Source organism: Maribacter sp. C-4077, assembly GCF_055378385.1.
In genome coordinates this window covers 2,958,367-2,975,475 of the sequence record NZ_AP038807.1, presented here as the reverse complement: position 1 = coordinate 2,975,475, position 17,109 = coordinate 2,958,367, and the positions used below count along the sequence as shown (strand labels likewise).

The 17,109-nt window shown below is 44.4% G+C and carries 15 protein-coding genes; 6 read left to right on the top strand and 9 right to left on the bottom strand.

What is annotated here, in order from left to right; all coding sequences use genetic code 11:
- The first annotated feature begins 49 nt into the window (after window positions 1-49).
- Complete coding sequence (locus ACZ41C_RS12795; protein ID WP_464561966.1) at window positions 50-1,633, top strand: amidohydrolase family protein; 1,584 nt, start codon at window positions 50-52, stop codon at window positions 1,631-1,633.
- A 215-nt stretch (window positions 1,634-1,848) separates the two neighbouring features.
- Here ACZ41C_RS12795 and ACZ41C_RS12790 read toward each other — a convergent pair whose 3' ends face one another.
- From ACZ41C_RS12790 to ACZ41C_RS12780, 3 genes are all read right to left on the bottom strand, one after another.
- Window positions 1,849-2,106 (bottom strand): hypothetical protein, encoded by a 258-nt coding sequence (locus tag ACZ41C_RS12790; RefSeq protein ID WP_464561964.1) that lies wholly within the window; start codon window positions 2,104-2,106, stop codon window positions 1,849-1,851.
- Between the two features lie 227 nt (window positions 2,107-2,333).
- Entirely contained in the window at window positions 2,334-4,832 is a 2,499-nt protein-coding gene (locus ACZ41C_RS12785) for an ABC transporter permease (RefSeq protein WP_138257719.1), read from the bottom strand.
- A gap of 47 nt (window positions 4,833-4,879) precedes the next feature.
- Window positions 4,880-5,569 carry an ABC transporter ATP-binding protein gene (locus ACZ41C_RS12780; protein ID WP_138257624.1) on the bottom strand — a complete coding sequence of 230 codons (690 nt, stop codon included), beginning with the start codon at window positions 5,567-5,569 and terminating at the stop codon, window positions 4,880-4,882.
- Between the two features lie 58 nt (window positions 5,570-5,627).
- Between ACZ41C_RS12780 and ACZ41C_RS12775 the strand changes: the two genes are divergently transcribed.
- The gene (locus ACZ41C_RS12775; RefSeq protein ID WP_394347768.1) at window positions 5,628-6,353 is read left to right on the top strand and encodes an arylesterase; all 726 of its coding nucleotides are present in this window, start codon (window positions 5,628-5,630) and stop codon (window positions 6,351-6,353) included.
- Here the strand turns inward: ACZ41C_RS12775 and ACZ41C_RS12770 are convergent.
- The 3 genes from ACZ41C_RS12770 to ACZ41C_RS12760 all read right to left on the bottom strand — a co-directional run bounded on the left by ACZ41C_RS12770 (window position 6,350) and on the right by ACZ41C_RS12760 (window position 8,200).
- A complete protein-coding gene (locus tag ACZ41C_RS12770; protein ID WP_138257623.1) occupies window positions 6,350-6,586 on the bottom strand; it encodes a hypothetical protein in 237 nt (78 codons plus the stop codon). The genes ACZ41C_RS12775 and ACZ41C_RS12770 overlap by 4 nt on opposite strands.
- A 309-nt stretch (window positions 6,587-6,895) precedes the next feature.
- Complete coding sequence (locus ACZ41C_RS12765; RefSeq protein ID WP_464561959.1) at window positions 6,896-7,132, bottom strand: hypothetical protein; 237 nt, start codon at window positions 7,130-7,132, stop codon at window positions 6,896-6,898.
- 387 nt (window positions 7,133-7,519) lie between these two features.
- A complete protein-coding gene (locus ACZ41C_RS12760) occupies window positions 7,520-8,200 on the bottom strand; it encodes a peptidoglycan DD-metalloendopeptidase family protein (RefSeq protein ID WP_464561957.1) in 681 nt (226 codons plus the stop codon).
- Window positions 8,201-8,399: 199 nt separating this feature from the next.
- Between ACZ41C_RS12760 and msrA the strand changes: the two genes are divergently transcribed.
- The 4 genes from msrA (at window position 8,400) to ACZ41C_RS12740 (ending at window position 14,473) form a co-directional block, all read left to right on the top strand.
- Window positions 8,400-9,098: a peptide-methionine (S)-S-oxide reductase MsrA gene (msrA, locus tag ACZ41C_RS12755; RefSeq protein WP_464561954.1), complete on the top strand. Its 699-nt coding sequence runs from the start codon at window positions 8,400-8,402 to the stop codon at window positions 9,096-9,098.
- Between the two features lie 57 nt (window positions 9,099-9,155).
- A complete protein-coding gene (locus tag ACZ41C_RS12750) occupies window positions 9,156-11,681 on the top strand; it encodes an MG2 domain-containing protein (protein WP_464561952.1) in 2,526 nt (841 codons plus the stop codon).
- A gap of 134 nt (window positions 11,682-11,815) precedes the next feature.
- A complete protein-coding gene (locus ACZ41C_RS12745; RefSeq protein WP_464565756.1) occupies window positions 11,816-13,141 on the top strand; it encodes a 3-keto-disaccharide hydrolase in 1,326 nt (441 codons plus the stop codon).
- 3 nt (window positions 13,142-13,144) lie between these two features.
- Window positions 13,145-14,473, top strand: coding sequence for a Gfo/Idh/MocA family protein (locus ACZ41C_RS12740; protein ID WP_464561949.1), 1,329 nt, complete (start codon window positions 13,145-13,147; stop codon window positions 14,471-14,473).
- A gap of 17 nt (window positions 14,474-14,490) precedes the next feature.
- Here the strand turns inward: ACZ41C_RS12740 and ACZ41C_RS12735 are convergent, their stop codons facing one another.
- The 3 genes from ACZ41C_RS12735 to ACZ41C_RS12725 are packed head-to-tail and all read right to left on the bottom strand — an operon-like array spanning window position 14,491 to window position 17,024.
- On the bottom strand, window positions 14,491-15,930 hold the full coding sequence (locus ACZ41C_RS12735) for a hypothetical protein (RefSeq protein WP_464561946.1): 1,440 nt from the start codon (window positions 15,928-15,930) through the stop codon (window positions 14,491-14,493).
- Complete coding sequence (locus ACZ41C_RS12730; protein WP_464561944.1) at window positions 15,902-16,495, bottom strand: hypothetical protein; 594 nt, start codon at window positions 16,493-16,495, stop codon at window positions 15,902-15,904. The genes ACZ41C_RS12735 and ACZ41C_RS12730 overlap by 29 nt, the downstream gene beginning before the upstream one ends.
- Window positions 16,479-17,024, bottom strand: coding sequence for an RNA polymerase sigma factor (locus tag ACZ41C_RS12725; RefSeq protein WP_464561942.1), 546 nt, complete (start codon window positions 17,022-17,024; stop codon window positions 16,479-16,481). Before ACZ41C_RS12725 ends, ACZ41C_RS12730 begins: the two co-directional genes overlap by 17 nt.
- Between the last annotated feature and the right edge of the window lie 85 nt (window positions 17,025-17,109).

Here is a 17,109-nt window from a genome sequence, read left to right as displayed (position 1 = left end):
ATATTTAAAAGGCCTAATAAATATTTGGCTTTAATCAACCTATAACCAAATGAACAAATTTCTTCTCCCTTTAGTCCTGTTAGTTTTTTCTTTAAACCTAGCCTTTGCGCAATCCTTGGAAGGCGATGGACCCCACTCCCAACTGATTATTAGAGGGGTCATGCTCATCAACGGAAATGGCGCTCCCCCACAAGGACCCATTGACATTGTTGTTGAAAACAACATTATTAAGGACATCCAAGTGGTAGGCTATCCGGGAGTAAAGATCAAGGAGTCGGATAGACCGCAATTGAAACCCGGGGGCAAGGAATTGGACTGTACGGGCATGTACCTAATGCCCGGACTCATAGATATGCACGGCCATATTGGTGGAAAGGCCCAAGGCGCGGAGCCGGATTATGTCTTTAAACTCTGGATGGCCCATGGCATTACCACCGTGCGCGAACCTAGCGGAAGGGGCGTAGACTTCACGATGGACCTAAAAAGGAAAAGTGAACAAAATGAAATTATAGCCCCAAGGATCATGGCCTACACCGGATTTGGGCAGACTAGCAAGTCCTTCAACCCCCTTAACGATATCCCAATCTCAACTCCGGAACAGGCACGGGAATGGGTACGGGCCAATGCGAAAAAAGGTGCGGACGGAATCAAGTTTTTTGGCGCGGAGCCGGAAATCATGGCCGCCGCCTTGGACGAAAACAAAAAATTGGGGTTGGGTTCCGCATGCCATCACGCGCAATTGAGCGTGGCCCGGTGGAACGTCTTGCACTCCGCTCGTGCAGGCCTGACCTCCATGGAACATTGGTACGGGCTTCCAGAAGCATTATTTGATGATAGAACGGTACAGGATTATCCTCTGGACTACAACTATCAGAACGAGCAACACCGATTTGAAAATGCGGGCAATCTCTGGTCGCAAGCGGCGGCCCCTTATTCAGAGCATTGGAATAACGTTATGAACGAATTGTTGGAGCTGGATTTTACCCTAGACCCTACCTTTAATATTTATGAGGCGAGCAGGGACTTGCAAAGGGCCCGAAGAGCGGAATGGCATGAGGACTACACCCTTCCATCCCTTTGGGAGTTCTACCAGCCCAGTATGATTTCCCATGGCTCATACTGGCATGATTGGGGTACAGAGCAGGAAGTGGCCTGGAAAAAGAACTACGACCTGTGGATGACCTTCGTAAACGAGTACAAAAACAGGGGTGGCCGCGTAACAACGGGCTCGGACTCCGGTTTCATTTTCCAACTTTATGGTTTCGCCTACATTCGGGAATTGGAGCTCTTACGTGAAGCCGGTTTTCATCCATTGGAGATTATCAGGTCGGCAACATTGAATGGCGCCGAGGCACTGGGCATGGATGATAAAATTGGCAGTGTTGCCATTGGAAAATTCGCAGATTTCGCGATTGTCGAAGAAAATCCGCTTAAAAATCTAAAAGTACTTTACGGAACGGGTGCCATAAAACTCACCGAAGATAATGAGGTCGTTCGCGTTGGCGGGGTGAAATACACCATCAAGGACGGAATAATCTATGACTCAAAGGCCTTGTTGGCAGATGTTAAACGCCAAGTGGATGAGGCCAAGGCCAAAGAAAATTATTCGATAAAGCAACCTGGGGTAAAATAATGACAAAAGGAAGAGGGTGCGCTTGACCCCCCAAAGATTTATCTTTTGTTTTGGTCCACCGGAATCTTGATCGGCTTAAGCGTTCCCTTAGTTTTTGGAAAAACCACCAAGTACGTGGCAATCAATAATGTGGCAATAAGTGTGATGGATACTAACATAGCTTTGTGTTTAAGGTGACCGGTACCAAAAGTACCGTGTATTAAGTAGGTCAATTTTTATGCCAATTTAGGCTTGTTGTTCTTTGTTGTGAAAAATAAAGCACTTTTAACCCTGGAATTTTTGTAACGGTACAACCTGGCAATTCCGGTTTGTCCTTTCGTATACAACCCTTTTACGTTCTTGGTTTCCAAATGGGACGCAACCAAAACTACGTCTTCTTGTAGCGTAGCCACTTTTTGATTGATGTTAGCGTCCTGAGCTAAGGAAATTCCTCCGAAAAAAAGTACTAGGGAAAAGGTTAAAATAGCTTTCATAACATCGATTTGGGTTATATAAAGCTAACTCGGCAAGGAAGGTGATATGGTTATATATCGCTGAAATACAACATTTTTCGGTCATTCGATTTTTGTTGGATAAAGTGCAAAAAAAGGTCGATATACGGAACCACATCTATTTTCCACTTACCGATAAAAAGGACGTTTGACCGACCGTTTTTTGGGTAGAGAAGTAGCCGACCCGGAACAAATCCGAAGAAATAAAACTAGTTTGTCTCCTTCCTTAAAACCTGTAACGGCGGACTTTTTAACACCGAAATATTATTGGACAAACCTATGGTCAGCACTAATAATGTTATTCCGGGAAGTACAATCAAAAATGGAATCCAAGAGGGTACAAAAGGTGTTTCAAAAATAAAGTATGCGAGCAACTGACTGCCCAATAAAGACAACAATACCCCGATACCGCTTCCCAAAATACCCAAATACAGGTATTCCAAGGCTGTAATTTTTAGAATTTGATTGCTTTTTGCCCCTATTGTTCTCAGAAGCACACTTTCCCGAATTCGTTGGTACTTGCTGTTTCGAACAGAACCGATCAGGACAATAATTCCCGTAAGGATACTAAAGAAGGCCATAAAGCTTATCACCCATGAAATTTTGTCCAAGATACTTTCAATGAGGGTAATCACCTGGCGTAAGTCCAAAATGGAAACATTGGGAAATTTCTTTACCAATTCCCTTTGTAGCTTGGCCGATGCCGACTTGTCCGGAGCATTGGTCGTAAGTACATGAAACTGCGGCGCATTTTCTAAAATCCCGGTTGGGAAAACGATTGAAAAGTTTAATTGCATCCTGCCCCAATCCACCTCTCGTATGCTACCAACAACGGTTTCCATAAGCATGCCCTGTACATTAAAAAGTAGGGTATCACCCACAACGACCTGGGCATCCCTCGCTACATTATCCGCCAATGAAATGGGAACGGGGCCAGTTTGAGGCATTTTTTCAACAAAGGTGCCCGATACCAATTTTTCAGAGCTTATGAGCGAATCTCTATACGTAACCCGAAACTCATGGTTGAGTATCCACTTATTTATACTTGTGGTAGTATCCAATCGAATTTCATTGACGCTACGGTCCTTGATACGCTCCATCCGCATGGTAACTATCGGGATGTTATCCAAAATGGGCAATCCTTTTGGAGCAACGGTATTGATGACATCCTGCTTCTGTCCCGTCTGCACATCGAACATAATGATATTGGGGCTCTTTTCGTTGGATTCCACCACCGCCTTCGCGAGTAAAAAGTCCTTAGTAAAATACAAGGTACTGATCAAAAAAGTCCCAATTCCAATCGCCAAGATCAGTACAGCGGTTTGATTATTGGGTCGGAATAGATTCAACAGACTCTGGCGTGAGGTAAAACTCCATGATTTTGGAAAATACTTTTTAACCAAGCGCATGAAAAGGATGGAAACTCCGGCCAAAATTGAAAAGGTAATCAGGATTCCAACCACAAAACCCAAGGCGTATTTTAGGTTTTCCAAAAGCCACAGAGCGAACAAAAAAACAAAAAGTACAATGGCCAAAACCACCCAAATCTGTGCCTTTCTTGATTTTGTACCGATGTTGTCCTGTACACGTAATACCTGCAATGGGGACACGAACCAGGTATTTAGCAGCGGGGAAAGGGCAAATAAGACGGACATGAGCACCCCTAAAATCAAACCGACGGCTATTGCGGAATACGAAGTTGAGATTTCAACCTCAAACGGTAGAAATTCCTGTAAAATCATGGGAAAGGTCTGCTGCAGCAGTAGTCCAATGACCGTGCCAATGAACCCTCCCAACAGGCCCATGCCTGCTATTTGGATAAGGTAAATCAGGAAGGTCTGTTTCCTGGTGGCGCCCAAACATTTCAATACGGCCACCGCCCTTAGTTTTTCCTTGATATAGATATGCACGGAGCTTGCGATTCCCACGCATCCCAGCAATAAGGCAATGAAAGCAACCAAATTTAAAAAACGACCCACATTGTTATACCTTCTCCCCAATCGGTCACTGGTAGAGGTATGGGTATCCAAATCGGCATTTTGTTCGTCCAGCAAGGGGTCCACTTTCTTGTCAAGTTGTTCCAGGTCAGCTTCCGGGGATTTGAAGTAATAGGCGTATTCCAAGCGACTCCCCTTTTGTAACAAACCGCTAGGTTCCATGTACTCGAACGGTACGATGATAGGTGGTGCTACGGATGTTCCAATGCCCGTACTTCCGGGAGCGGTTATCAAGGAGCCGACAATCGGGAAGGTAATGTTCCCCAATTTTACGCTATCCCCTACCCTTACATCAAATTGAATCATGGCAGTGGCATCTACCAAGGCACCCCCTTTTTTTTGATAATCAGCAGCAGCCGAAGCTGGTTCCGTCTCCAATTCCCCATAAAACGGGAAGTTTCCTTCCACGCCCCGCACCTGAACCAATTTGGTTTCACCGTTCTTTACAAAAGCCGCCATAGAGGCAAACTTTACTTCTTTTGCGCCCGCGCCACCCAAGGAATCCATGATTTGTTGTACCCGCTCATTGGCGGGCTCGTTACTGTCAATTAGAAAATCGGCACCCATCAAGGCCTTTGATTGCCCACCGATATTTTCCTTTAGGTTTTGACTAAACGATTGGATGGAAACCACCGCCGCTATCCCCAAAATTATACTGCCCATAAACAGGAACAGTCGCTTTCCACTGGCCTTGCCATCGCGCCAAGCCATTTTTAACAGCCAAGAAAATCGGGTTTTGGTAGAGGTCTCCAAGGTATTTAAGCTAGGGTTTTGGTTTGATTGGAAATAATTTTACCGCCTTTCAGTCGGATTATCTTTTGGGTGAGCTGTGCCAGGTCCAGATCATGGGTTACGATAACCAAGGTGGTTCCCATTTCCTTGTTCAGTTCGAACAACAGCTGGATCACCTTTTCCCCGGTTTCCTCGTCCAAGTTTCCGGTTGGCTCGTCAGCAAATAAAATATCGGGGGTCGTGGAAAACGCACGCGCCAATGCTACGCGCTGCTGCTCACCACCAGATAATTGCGATGGATAATGATCGTACCTGCGCCCAAGACCTACCTTATCCAACAAATCCCTGGCCACCTTTTGGGCATCGGGTTTGCCTTGTAATTCCAAGGGGACACTAACATTTTCAAGGGCCGTTAATGTGGGCAATAATTGAAAATCCTGAAAAATAAAACCCACCTTCCGGTTTCGCAACAAGGCCAGTTCATCCTCGTCCAACTTACTTAGTTCCACCCCACAGAGCTCAATACTACCCTCATCCACATGGTCCAATCCTGCACAAAGACCTAAAAGGGTCGTTTTTCCACTTCCGGAGGGCCCAACAATGGAGAAGGTTTCGCCGGCTTCAATTTCAAAGGAAATCCCGTCCAAAACGGTCAATTCCTTGGAACCGCTTTTATAGGTCTTCCTAAGATTGCGTACGTTTAATATCTTTGCCATAAATCATTTGGTACAAGCGAACAAAATAAACAAATGATTTCTATTTTTAGAAGAAACCATGATGCACAAAGTATTAAAGTTTAGTTATTTTTTGGCTTTTTTCGCCCTTATTGCCTGTGGTGAAGGTCAGAAACAACAAAAAAATACGGAGGACAATACGAACCAAGACGATGTTACCCTTGAACAGGGGGAAACTGCGGATGACAAGGTAATCCTATTTTTTGGGAACAGCCTTACCGCCGCCTATGGACTGGAAACAGAACAGGGATTCCCAAATCTGATACAGAAGCGCCTTGATTCCCTGGGATTGAATTACACCGTTATCAACTCCGGACTGAGTGGTGAAACTACCTCCGGGGGACTCAATAGATTGGATTGGGTCTTGAACCAAGAGGTGGATATTTTTGTGTTGGAACTTGGTGCCAATGACGGACTCAGGGGGATTCCCTTGGACAAATCCAGGGAAAACCTTCAGATGATCATCGATGCCGTGCGCCAAAAAAATCCGGAAACCACTATCATACTTGCCGGAATGCAGATTCCGCCAAACATGGGGTTGGAGTATACCTCAGAATTTAGAAGTATGTTCCCCGATCTCGCACAGGAAAATGATATTTTGCTGATCCCGTTTTTATTGGAAGGGGTTGCAGGCGAACCTGAACTAAATTTAGAAGACGGCATACATCCAACGGCAGAAGGTCAAAAAATTGTTGCCGAAAATGTTTGGGACATCCTAGGACCCGTAGTCCTAGAGGAAAACGTGACCGAAACATCGATGGATTAGGCCAGTTTTTCATTTTTTTCCTCCACGATAAAGGATAGGGCCCGCTTGACCCTCGAATGCTTTAGAACGAAAATACCTGTTACCGCTGGGAACTTTTCACCCAAATTAGTTTGGTCCATGGGTTCAGCTATGGGCATTGAAATGGTACTCACTTTCACTTCAATTTCCGCTTTCTGAGCTTGGGCAAAAGTCCCCATGCAAATAACAAGCATTAAACTAAGAATAGTTTTCATTAGTAGGTAGATTTGGTCTGTATATAACTCCAACATTGCCGATTTAAAATTTGAGTTTCGATGAAATGTCAGGTTTTACCGATGAAATTCAAACTTTTCGACGAACAACAATCGATAATACGTATTTTCCTACAATTAAAATTATGGTTCACCGATGTTTTTACGCATTTCATCGGTAAAAAATCCCGATTCTTACACGTCACAACGGAATCATTTATAAAAGGCTGAAAGAGCTTACAAACTTTTGAAGGGGTAGCCCCAAACCTGCCCTTTGGGCAGGAAGGGATACCGAGGGGATACTGGTATAGGTTAAGCCATTTTAGGGCTGTTCGCTTTGGTAGTAAAGGAAAGTTCCTTCTTTACCCTTGAGTTCTTGAACCGGTACAAACGGGCCACTTCCTGTTTTACCTCCATCTTTTTTATCGGAGCCGTTTCGGTAACGATGCCCATTTCGATGGTCTCTACCTTTAAAGTCTCAGCCTTGTCCTGTGCATTGGCCGCGGTTCCTATGAAGAAGATGAAGAAGATGGTCGCTACTGTTTTCATGACTTGCGTTTGTTACATTATTATAACTACCGCAAGCGTATTTAAGGGGGGTGCCTTTCGTTGAAAAACAGGGGTTTCTCGATAAGCTGCACCGATCCGGATTAAGTGTAAAATTCGCTCGACGAATGGACCTTGCACAAAAAACAGGTTATCGAAAAAAGGTGTTTTTAATCGAGCAGAATAAAAAATTTCTTTAAACCGAGTATTCCATAGGCAGGTAATAGGGGTATTCCGCCAGTTTCATCCCGATTACCATCGGGAACCGAAATTTTACATTTACCCCACACGGTCCTTATAACTATCGGGAGCGAAAAGACAATTCCCACCTCCCCGAAGGGTAGGTATAATCGGAAACCTCGAGGCAAAGCCATCGAGGAATTATTTAGATTAAATTTTCAATAGCAGATTGGGATCTGGGCAATTCTTCTTGTAAAAATCAAGGTCTACCTGGGCACATACGCCCGGATAATCGCCCTCGTAGCCTTTTAAATCCTGGATAACCTGAAGATGCAGATGCGTGGCGTAATTTACATTGATTTCCGGAGTTCCCAAGGTAGCCAGTATGCTTCCGACCCTAAATTCCTTCCCAACCGATAGTCCTTCCAACGATTCCAAACTTAAATGCCCATATAGTGTATAAAAGACCAAACCTTGTATATTATGCTCCAGAATTATGGTGGGTCCATAATCGCCCCTGATCGCATTGTTCTTAAAACTATGGACCACTCCATCCAAAGGAGTTATTACTTTGGTGCCGGCTGGCGCCCAATAATCGATTCCCAAATGGATATTTCTTGGTGGTTGTGTTTTTTCATTGAAGCCGGACTTATCGGCATAGAGATTTCTCTGTTCCAAATAACCGCCATGGGCAACCTTACCTCCCTGCCTTTTTAAAATAGAGTCAATGTAGGATTGGCATTCGTTTGGGTCGGTAATGTTCACACCATTCAAATCGGAATTCGAACTGGATAAATCCAACGATACATAGTTTTCAATCGGTAAAGCCTCATCCAAGATGGGAATGGACTTTTCGGAATATGAAAAAAGTAATTGCTCCAGTTCGTTCACACAATTAAAATTAGGTTATTAGCTTGATTTTAAACATTTAAGTTTACAAAGATGTTTAAACCACAATAACGAACCCCGCGATGAGGGTTCATGGGATAAAATTAAGTCGTCACCCACTATCCTTAACATATTTTAACCTTTTTTGAGGTAAGTACTTTGTATTTTTCCTACTAAACATGCGCACAAAAAACCAATTACAATGAAGTTCATACAACATTCCCTTATGGTAATGGCCATTCTGTTGGCCACAAGTTGCCAGTCCAAAACCAAACCTGCAACAATTTCGGAGAACGCCTCTGAAAGGACTGCAACATCGGAAAAAATTGAAAAATTGAGTCCACAGGACCTCAGCAAATACGAAACGGCCTACTTTGCCAGTGGTTGCTTTTGGTGCGTGGAGGCCATTTTTGAAAGTGTTAGGGGAGTAAAGGAAGTAATCTCGGGCTACGCCGGGGGCACCGAAGAAAACCCCACCTATGAAATGGTTGGAAGCGGACAGAGTTCCCATGCAGAAGCCGTTGAAGTCTACTATGACCCATCTGAAATTTCCTTTGTGGAATTGGTACAGGTATTTTTTGGGTCGCACGACCCAACGACCTTAAACCGTCAGGGACCGGACCGGGGTACGCAATATCGCTCCATTGCCTTTTATAAGAACGCGCAGGAAAAGAAAATCATAGACAGTTACATACAAGCGTTGAAAGACCAAGATGTTTACGGCGGGGCGCCCATTACCACAGAAGTGACTGCCTTTACCAAGTTCTATGATGCGGAGGACTACCACCAGGATTACGAAAGAAAACATCCTAACAATTCCTACATCCGTAACGTTTCCATTCCCAGGTTGAATCGGTTTAAGGCCAATTTTGGGGATTACTTAAAAAAGGAAGCTCACTAAGGAATTTCCTTACATTATTATTATTTTTAGTATTTTAAAGGAAGTAAATACTTCGCTATGAAAAAATTACCTCCTTTTCTCTTTTTAAGCTGTCTTTCCATAATGGGCTTAATTTCCTTCGATACGCCCGAACAGGAAAGCCTGCAACTCGACAATATACTGGGCAAACTAATGCTTTACAGCAATGACGAAAGGCCCGAGAAGACCTACCTGCAGACGGACAAAGACTTCTACACCAATGGCCAGACCATCTGGTTCAAGGCATATCTGGTGGATGGTATAGACCACAGGGCAAGCAACAAGAGCAAGGTCGTTCATGTGGAACTGGTAGGCCCGGACGGACAGGTCGTGGAACGAAGGAAACAATTCGCTTTGGGCCCGGGGTCCAAGGGCGAAATTAGGTTGGACCAAGAACTTGAACAGGGCGAATATACTCTGAGGGCCTATACAAAATACATGCTCAATGAGGACGAGCCCATACTCTTCGAAAAGAATATCCACATTTGGATGCAGAGCATGACCACATCCAATTTTCCTGAAAATTCCCAAGACTTAGGCAATTCCAAGGAAAACGGCGAAGATGATGCTTCGGAACCTGCATCACGTACCATCGTGCGCTTTTTCCCGGAAGGCGGACAGCTCGTTTACGGGATGACCACCAAACTCGGCATCGAGGTGACCGACGGACTTGGCAACGGTCTAGCTGCTAGTGGCAGTATTCTGGACGGGGAAGGCAACATCGTTACCGACTTCAATAGTGGGGAGTTCGGCCTGGGCATGGTCAACCTTAAACCACTTCCAGGAAAGACCTATTATGCACGGTTGAACGGAGAGTCCTATAACAATGAATTTGAACTGCCAAAGGCCATGAACGAAGGGTATCTGCTCAAGGTTACGGACCGAGTGGAATATATCCTGGTACAGGTGGCCACAAACCTATCGGACGGACTGCAGGGAGCACTATTACTTGGCCACCTAAGGGGCGAGGTCTTCCTAAAACAGGTGGTGAAGGGTTACGGGACGAAGGAACATGCCGTAAAGATATATCCGGAACAGCTTAAGGAAGGTGTGGCACAGTTCACCTTGTTCACCGCCAAGGGCGAGCCCGTTAGCGAACGGCTCTTCTTCGTGGAAAATCCCAATCAGCGCGCATCGCTTTCCATGGATATGGACAGGAAAAGCTACGGAACAAGAGATCGCGTTCAAATCGACCTGGAATTAGCAGATTCCGAAGGAAATTCATTGGAAGGTGAGTTCTCCATGAGCGTGGTTTCCCATAATGCCCTGTCCTCCGAATATTCCCGCGATATACGCAGTTGGCTTTTGCTCGACTCCGATGTAGGGGCTACTGTTCCCGATGCTGGTTATTTTTTCAAGGATGCCTCCCAAGATAGAAAACAGCTTTTGGACGCTCTTATGCTCACCCATGGATGGCGACGGTTCGAGTGGCAGGAACTCCTACGACAAAAAACAAGCAAGAAGCTGCGATTCTCACCAGAAAAGGGCATTACCATCAGCGGAAGGACCGTGAGCTACCACGACAAAGAAAAACCCAGGCAAAGTCTGGCCTCCCTTACACTAATGGGGGAAGACCTTATTTATTCCAAAGACTCAACCAACGCTAACGGAAGGTTCAGCTTTGGCAATTTTTACTTCCAGGACAGTCTGGATGCCGTACTCCAAGCACAAAGCACGACGAAAAAAACTAAGTCCATCGACTTTGCCTTGGACCCTGACTACCCTATGGATTTACCTGCTCCCAGAAAGAATTCGACTAGGACTACGAAGTTCGTCGCGCCAGACAACGACTACCTTCTGAACGCATTCAAAAAAAAGGCAGCAGATTTCAAGTATGACCCTAAAGAAGTTAACCAATTGGATGAAGTTGTAGTTACCGAAAAGAAAAAATCAAAAGAAGAATTAATTAATAAGGCCTATAATGCTTCTCTTTCCTTTGGTCCTTTTTCGAGACGGGTGTATCGTGATTCCATTGCAGGGGGAGAATCCCTAAGTGCTATGGATTTATTGGCAAGAATTCCAGGTGTTCGGATAACTGGAACTTATCCATTTCAACAAATCAAACTTCCCGGGGGACCGAAATCTATGAATGCCAGCACAATTCCAGGAGTTATGGTTGATGGCGTTTGGTCCGATATAACCTATTTGCAGGGCTTAAGGGCCATAGAAATAAGCTTTTTAGATGTAAATTGGGCCGATACTACTATCTACGGTTCTCGAGGAGCTGCTGGAGTCATATCGGTTTATACTGAAAAGGGCTTGGATTTTGGAGAAACTCCAAGTGAATTACCAGGTATCACAAAATTCAAAATACCCGGTTTCAACAAGGTAAGGGAATTCTATACCCCTAATTATTCAGTAGACAAAAAAGAACATGAAAAGCCAGATTACCGCTCTACCCTGTTCTGGGAACCCAACATTATGCTAAAAAAGGAAGGGGACAACAAACTAGAATTCTTTACTGGAGATAACCCTGGTCAATACCTAATAAAAGTAGAGGGCCTCACCGATGACGGAATTCCAGTAAGCCATACCGTAGAAATTGAAGTGAATTCATCCAACTAAAAAACATCAAAAATTACTATCTTCAAGCGTCTTTTTTAAGACGCTTTTTTTTGAACCGATTAACAACCACAAGCATCGCCATGACAAAAAACAAGTTGATTCTTTACGCATTCTCCATTGGGGCTTTCCTATGTATGTCCTGCAAGCAGGAACCCACCGATAATACCCCTTGGGTATCCTTATTCGACGGACAATCCCTTGAGGGTTGGACCCAAAAAGGGGGAACGGCAAAATACACGGTCCGTGATAACAGTATCGTAGGAAGTACCGTCCACGATACCCCAAACTCCTTTTTGACCAGCAATAAAATGTACGAGGATTTTATCCTAGAGCTGGATTATAAGGTAGACCCCTCCATGAACTCTGGAATACAAATAAGGAGCAACAGCTTTCCCCATTATATGGACGGAAGGGTGCATGGTTATCAGATTGAAATCGACCCATCGGAAAGGGATTGGAGCGCAGGTATCTATGACGAGGCCCGGCGAGGATGGTTGAACCCTTTGACCAGAAATCCTGAAGCTCAAAAGGCATTTAAACAAAATGATTGGAACCATTACAGGATCGAGGCCATAGGCGATACTTTAAAAACATGGATCAACGGTGTACCGGCCGCACATTTGATCGATGATAAAACCTCCAATGGTTTTATTGCGCTACAAGTACACAGTATTGGCGATGACCAACAGGAAGGCACCGAAATTAGTTGGAAGAACATTAAAATCCTGACGGATAGTCTTTCCAAATATGCTACCGAAACCCCAATCGACCCGATTATTACCAAAAACGCTTTGGGCATTGACGAGGAAAAAAATGGCTGGCAAATGCTTTGGGACGGCAAGACAACCGACGGATGGCGGGGTGCCCGATTGGATGAATTCCCCGATAAAGGATGGGAAATAGAAAACGGCGTATTGACCGTACTTTCGTCAGGAGGTGAAGAATCAGCGGCAGGTGGTGATATTGTGACCAAGGAGACCTTTGGCGATTTTGAGTTAAAAGTGGATTTTAAAATTACCGAAGGTGCGAATAGCGGCATCAAATATTACGTGGATACTGATATCAACAAAGGTCCGGGCTCTTCTATTGGTCTCGAATACCAAATTTTGGACGATGAACGCCATCCTGATGCCAAATTGGGCAATCATGAGGGTAGCAGGACGGTCGCATCGCTATATGACCTAATCAAGGCCGATGAAAACAAACCCATAAATCCCATTGGCGAGTGGAACACGGCCCATATAATTTCTAAGGACGGACATGTAGAACATTGGCTGAACGGTATGAAGGTTTTGGAATACGAACGCGGTAGCGATGACTATCGAAAATTGGTTTCCGAAAGTAAATATGTGACCTGGCCCAACTTTGGGGAAGCGGAAAAAGGGCATATTCTCCTTCAAGACCATGGGGACCGCGTTTCCTTCAAGAATATAAAAATAAAACCAACCACAAAAGAATAGGCAATGACAACAAGAAGAAATTTTATAAAGAAAACAAGTGCCGGCACGGCAGGTTTGACCTTTGGCGGCATGCTATTTTCATCGGCCTCTTACGGCAGAATTTTAGGAGCAAACGATAAAATCAATTGTGCGGTCATTGGGGTTCGCAGTCGGGCAAAAGCGCATGTAAAGGCCATTCATGCCGACCCAAATGCCACCATTTTGTATAGCTGTGACGTAGACGATATCATCATTGAAGAACACAATGTATGGTGCCAGGAAAATATTGGCTATGTGCCCAAAGTAGAAAAGGATTTTCGGAAAATCTTGGAAGACAGAAAGGTAGATGCCGTATTTATTGCCACCCCGGAACACTGGCATGCCCCTATGGCGATTTTGGCACTTCAGGCAGGAAAACATGTCTACGTGGAAAAACCCTGTAGCCACAATCCCCATGAAAACGAATTGTTGACGGCCGCCCAAAGGAAATATGGAAAGAAAGTGCAAATGGGAAACCAACAACGTTCTGCGATAACCTCCATTAGCGCTATCAAGGATATTAGGGAAGGAATCATTGGCGATGTGTACAAAGGCGAAGCCTATTACTCCAACAATAGGGGAAGTATTGGCAAAGGCACCGTAATCGATGTCCCCAAAACCTTGGATTGGGAATTGTGGCAAGGTCCAGCTTTACGAGAAAAATATAAGGACAATGTACATCCGTACAACTGGCATTGGTTCCGGAATTGGGGAACGGGCGAAATCCATAACAATGGAACCCATGAAATTGATATATGTCGATGGGCCCTGGACGTGGACCTACCCAACAGTGTCACTTCCTTTGGGGGAAAATACACGTATGACGACGATTGGGAGTTTGTAGACAACCAACAGGTCACGTTCTCCTTCGATAATGACAAATTCATTACCTGGACCGGACATAGTCGCGGCATCATGAAACCGGAAAGACCGGGTAGGGGCATTACCATCTACGGCAGCAAAGGCTCCATCATGCTAGATCGTAACTTTTATCAGTTATACGATTTGCAAGGGAATCTGTTAAAGGAAGAAAAAGAGGGAGGCGCTAGCGAAACTACGAATACTCGTGGGGAAGGCCAATTGGACGTGAATCATGTAGGCAACTTCTTCAATGCCATACGGCAGGATGAGAGTTTACATGCAGATATTCAAGATGCCAGCATCACGACCATGCTCTGCCATTTGGGCAATATGGCCCAAGATGCCGGGGAGACCTTAAAAATTGATACCGCTACAGGAAAAGTGCTGAACAATGAGATGGCGATGAATTTCTGGAAACGCGAGTATGCTCCTGGATGGGAACCAAAACTGTAGAAAAGAGGCAAAGATACTTATTGGATGGTCACTTCGCTATAATCCGAAGTAATGACAAGGGAACGGTCTTTATTATCGGATAGGTGATATCCTTTTAAAATCTTGGTATTTCCATTTTTTGTCTCGGTCAGGGTCAGTTTTTTGGGCAAAACCATTTCCGAAGCATTTCCCTTAATGTAAATCGAAGTCGCCACTGAAGGAAGTGCAAAATGGAATTCTGCGTTCTTCAAGGATACGTCCATCTCTTCAAAGTCATTGTCAATGGAAACAATTTTCAAGGGCCCGAAATCATTCTTGATGAAGGCCCTTTTTAGCAATTTATCGATAGTGACATCGGACGAAGTTGCCTGTAATTGTAAACTTCCCACTTCACGTAACTCAATATCCTTGGAATAGTTGGTCTTTAGTTGCCCAAAGTTCCATCGTCTCACGTTGACCGGGGAATAGGATACGGACACCTGTGTTTCATCTCCGTCAATGGTAGTGGCCCATAGGCTTGAATGCGACAGGGTCGCATTCAAGTTTCTGGTATTTTCCGCCAACTTCACCTCGCCGTGCCGCACGTTCATTTTAATCTTGGTGGATTTTGGCATTTTAATCTTTATGGTCTTTTTGATCTTGAAGTTCTTGTTTTCCCCATTTGTGGAAAAATAAAAAATATTGGGTCCCTCATGTCTGCTTTTTAAACGCATTGCCTCTTGCCGTGCCCTCCGCTCCTCATGTTTTACTTTCTGCATCGCCTCACGTTCTTCAACACGTTGCTCCATGAGCTCCTCACGCCTTTTTTCCATTTCCTCTCTGTGTTTCTCTCGTTCCTCCATACGCTTTTCCATATCCTTTCCTCGCTCTTCCATACGTTTGGCCCATTCCTTCAGTTTTTTCTGATGCTTTTCATCAAAGCTCTTTTTGAATTCCTCTTGCCATTCTTTCATATACTTTTCCCCATCCTTTTGATAGGCCTTGTAGTCAAACTCAAAGGCATCGGTAAGGGGCAAAGGGGGCATGGGCGGCATCTCCACGATTTCCGGGAAAGGTGCTATCTCCGGAATTTCCACCACAAAGGGTGCCATTTCGGGAATCTCAATATCCAAATCCCCAAATTCGAACTCAAAATCCCGGGAGCCTATAAACCCGAATTTATTGGAACCGGAAGAAATCTCGATCCTGGAACTATTCCCCATAATCTTTATCGGGGCGTTCGCAAAGTAATTCTCCGCTTCCTCTTTATCCGCTCCTTCCAATTCGACGACCGCGGCCACCTCAACGGAATTCTTGTTCCAGGTTTCGAACTCAATATCGGCGTAACTCGTATTGATATCCAAAACGGCATCCTTATCTACATTGAAACTTTCCGTATAGGTGCGGCTTTCCTTCTGGGCAAAACCTACTAGGGAACCCATACAAAATCCTAAAACAATGATGAGTTGTTTAGATACTATTCTTGGTGATCTGTTCATTTTTTGATGATTTTAATTGATTTAACTTCTTTTTTAATTTTTGCAATAACTGTAACCTAAGCTGCAGGTTTTCTATTAGCGCCCCAATGGTCTGGTCGTTGGGGCCCAATTCGTTCAATTCGGTGTTCAAGTTTTGGTATTCGGAATTCAGCTCAGCCAACCGCTCCATAAAACTGTCCACAAGCTCCTTGTTGGATTCCGATATCTCCAATTGGGAAAGTTCCATATTGATATTGGCCACGTAGTAATTCTCCACCTTTTTTAAATCGGGAGAAAGGTCCCCAAAGGAAAAGCCCTTATCATTTTCTTTGGATTTTTCAGTGTCAACCACCGTGGTGGGTACATCCTCCGTCGTATTGATTTGTACATAGGCAAAAATTCCCACTCCAACAAGTAGTATGACCGAAGCAGCCACCCGCCAGGTATTCCAAAGGGAAGTTTGCTCCCTTTCCTGTGGAAGCGACTCCTCCAGCTTGGCCAAAAAGCGGGCTTCATGTCCCCGCTTCATTTTGAAGGTTTGTTCCTCACGTTCCTTATCGAACAATTTTTTAAGATCCCGTGCCATATCCTTTTGTTTTTAACAACTCCTTTAGTTGACCTTTACCGCGCAACAATCGCGTTCTGCAGGCGGTTTCGGTTATGTTCAATACTTCTGAAATTTCCTTGTGGTCAAAACCTTCTACCAAATACATCATCACGACATATCTATATTTTCCTTGCAATTGCCCAATGGCCTCCTTTACTTCTTCAATATCGATATGTTCCTCCACTGTCCAATCATCATCGGTATCCACCGGCCGCATATACGTTTCGTCCAAAGCGATGGTCTGTTCCTTTTTCGACTTCAAGAAATCGATACATTTGTTCACCACAATACGCTTTAACCACGCCCCGAACGTCACCTCTCCCTTAAACTGATGTATTTTTTGAAAAGCCTTGATAAAAGCTTCCTGCAATACATCCTCTGCATCGTCCGCATTTTTTAAAAAACGCATGGCTACACAGTACATTCCGTCACAATACTGCCGGTACAATTGCATTTGTGCAGTGCGGTCGTTTGCCTTACATTTTTCAACAATGTCAATTTGAAACATTGGTAGGTTTGGTGTTTGTTTTTAGTTGTTGTTACTTTAAGGACGAAAGAAAAAAAAGGGTGTTGCAAAAAACTTCTATTTTTAC

What these genes read in the sequence shown, in the direction of transcription:
- msrA (WP_464561954.1), top strand. Translation starts at nt 8,400, where the DNA reads ATGAAGTTCATACAACATTCCCTTATGGTAATGGCCATTCTGTTGGCC.
- ACZ41C_RS12730 (WP_464561944.1), bottom strand. Translation starts at nt 16,495, where the DNA reads ATGGCACGGGATCTTAAAAAATTGTTCGATAAGGAACGTGAGGAACAA.
- ACZ41C_RS12780 (WP_138257624.1), bottom strand. Translation starts at nt 5,569, where the DNA reads ATGGCAAAGATATTAAACGTACGCAATCTTAGGAAGACCTATAAAAGC.
- ACZ41C_RS12725 (WP_464561942.1), bottom strand. Translation starts at nt 17,024, where the DNA reads ATGTTTCAAATTGACATTGTTGAAAAATGTAAGGCAAACGACCGCACT.
- ACZ41C_RS12790 (WP_464561964.1), bottom strand. Translation starts at nt 2,106, where the DNA reads ATGAAAGCTATTTTAACCTTTTCCCTAGTACTTTTTTTCGGAGGAATT.
- ACZ41C_RS12775 (WP_394347768.1), top strand. Translation starts at nt 5,628, where the DNA reads ATGATGCACAAAGTATTAAAGTTTAGTTATTTTTTGGCTTTTTTCGCC.
- ACZ41C_RS12770 (WP_138257623.1), bottom strand. Translation starts at nt 6,586, where the DNA reads ATGAAAACTATTCTTAGTTTAATGCTTGTTATTTGCATGGGGACTTTT.
- ACZ41C_RS12745 (WP_464565756.1), top strand. Translation starts at nt 11,816, where the DNA reads ATGTCCTGCAAGCAGGAACCCACCGATAATACCCCTTGGGTATCCTTA.
- ACZ41C_RS12785 (WP_138257719.1), bottom strand. Translation starts at nt 4,832, where the DNA reads ATGGCTTGGCGCGATGGCAAGGCCAGTGGAAAGCGACTGTTCCTGTTT.
- ACZ41C_RS12795 (WP_464561966.1), top strand. Translation starts at nt 50, where the DNA reads ATGAACAAATTTCTTCTCCCTTTAGTCCTGTTAGTTTTTTCTTTAAAC.
- ACZ41C_RS12740 (WP_464561949.1), top strand. Translation starts at nt 13,145, where the DNA reads ATGACAACAAGAAGAAATTTTATAAAGAAAACAAGTGCCGGCACGGCA.
- ACZ41C_RS12735 (WP_464561946.1), bottom strand. Translation starts at nt 15,930, where the DNA reads ATGAACAGATCACCAAGAATAGTATCTAAACAACTCATCATTGTTTTA.
- ACZ41C_RS12750 (WP_464561952.1), top strand. Translation starts at nt 9,156, where the DNA reads ATGAAAAAATTACCTCCTTTTCTCTTTTTAAGCTGTCTTTCCATAATG.
- ACZ41C_RS12765 (WP_464561959.1), bottom strand. Translation starts at nt 7,132, where the DNA reads ATGAAAACAGTAGCGACCATCTTCTTCATCTTCTTCATAGGAACCGCG.